General features: G+C 58.7%; 3 protein-coding genes. 1 reads left to right on the plus strand and 2 read right to left on the minus strand.

Annotated features, from left to right (window positions below; translation table 11 throughout):
* On the minus strand, window positions 1-258 hold a 258-nt coding region (locus ACP7DD_RS26455), incomplete at its 3' end, for a group II intron maturase-specific domain-containing protein (RefSeq protein ID WP_426178366.1).
* A 91-nt stretch (window positions 259-349) separates the two neighbouring features.
* Between ACP7DD_RS26455 and ACP7DD_RS26460 the strand changes: the two genes are divergently transcribed.
* Entirely contained in the window at window positions 350-823 is a 474-nt protein-coding gene (locus tag ACP7DD_RS26460) for a transposase (protein WP_426178368.1), read from the plus strand.
* A 34-nt stretch (window positions 824-857) separates the two neighbouring features.
* On the opposite strand, the gene tnpC is transcribed toward ACP7DD_RS26460, so the two are convergent.
* On the minus strand, window positions 858-1684 hold an 827-nt coding region (gene tnpC / locus ACP7DD_RS26465), incomplete at its 5' end, for an IS66 family transposase (RefSeq protein ID WP_426178369.1).

Here is a 1684-nt window from a genome sequence, read left to right on the forward strand (position 1 = left end):
CTGCTTCAGCCTTTGATCAAGGTATTGAAATAGCTTGTGCATTTCTGTCCGATGGAACGCCCCATAGTAGTCCACCCACCCACGTATTATGGAGTTGTATTGCCACGCCAGTTCCTGCACGTCCACCTCTTCAAGTCGGCCTAAGGACTGATCAAACATCGCATTTAGTGACCCTTCGCTGGCGGCCCCTGACCTATCCTGAGTAAGATACTGCCTGGCCAAGTCGAGGGTATAGCGAAATTCTCTCGAGTCATTCATCGTCTTGCCTGATTATGTTCACTCGTCAGAACTAAGGCGACCCTGCTGAGTCAAACCTTTCACGATGGTTGAGTTACGAAAAGGAGCGATGATGGCAATCAATGGAATTCAATTTCAGAAGGGGTTGTCTCTCTCGGCTTTCCTGCGGGAATACGGCACCGAGGCGCAGTGCGAGGAAGCGTTTATCAAGGCGCGATGGCCATGCGGGTTCATATGCCCGTGCTGCGCCCATGACAAGGCGTACGAATTCAAACGGCGCGCACTGCGCTACAGGCAGTGCGGCAGTTGCCGGCATCAGACCAGCCTGCGGGCCGGGACAGTGATGGAACATGGCCGCTTGCCGTTGACGAAGTGGTACTTGGCGATCTATCTGGTGACGCAGTCGAAGACGAATATCGCAGCGCTGGCCTTGATGCGACAGCTGGGCGTCTCCTGGAAGGCCGCATGGCTGCTCAAGCACAAGCTGATGGAAGTGATGGCCCAGCGCGAGGCCGATCGCCCGCTCAGTGGCGATATCCGGGTCGATGACGCGTATCTGGGCGGCGAACGCGTTGGTAAGCGCTAATTTCGCTGCACCTTGCCAGCGCCTACGCCTGCTATCACGTGGTGACGGTGGCGTAGTTAAACGGCAGCAGATCGCGGATATCGTCGCCGTCGGCGCGGCTCGGCAATTCGGTTAGCACGTGGCGCAGATAGGCATACGGCTCCACCCCGCAAGCGCGACAGGTGAGCATGATGCTGTAGATCACGGCGCTGGCGTTGGCGCCGGCGACCGTAGAACTGAACAGCCAATTTTTTCTGCCGGTAGTGAATGGCCGGATATCGCGTTCGATCAAATTGTTATCGATGGGGGCATTGCCGTCGTCCGCGTAACGGCGCAAGTACGGCCATTGGTTGCGCGCGTAGGTGATCGCTGCTCCCAGCAAACTCTTGGGCAGCACCTTGTCAGCGTGTTGTTCAAGCCAGGTCTCGAGTGCCACCAGAACCGGCACACTATGCTGCTGGCGCAATGCATAGGTGTAGTCAGCGCGGCTACTGCCTTCCGGCAAGCGTCCCTTGGCCAGGGCCTCAACCTGATACAGGCGACCGATCAAGTCCAGCGCCTGACGTGCGCGCCCATCGGCCTTCCCCTGCGCCTTGGCCGCCTCATCAAAGTAACGCCGCGCGTGGGCGAAGCATCCAAGATGGCGCACGCCGTTGAGCGTACGCCAGGCGCTGTAGCCATCGGTCATCAGCGTACCCGTATAGCCGCGCAGAAATGCCTGAGGGTGCTGCTGGCCACGCCCGGCCTGGTACTCGAACAGCACTACCGGCGTGGCGTTCGTTTCGGCGCTGCGATAGACCCACATGTAAGACTGGCTCTGCGCGCTGCGGCCATCTTCATGCAATACCTGAACGGTAGTCTCGTCCCCATGGATGAGGGGCT

This window comes from Massilia sp. TWR1-2-2, from assembly GCF_049897565.1.
GTDB lineage: Bacteria > Pseudomonadota > Gammaproteobacteria > Burkholderiales > Burkholderiaceae_D > JAFCUW01.

Bases quoted from the DNA above. Each gene is read 5' to 3' on its own strand.
- ACP7DD_RS26460 (WP_426178368.1), top strand. From the start codon at position 350: ATGGCAATCAATGGAATTCAATTTCAGAAGGGGTTGTCTCTCTCGGCT.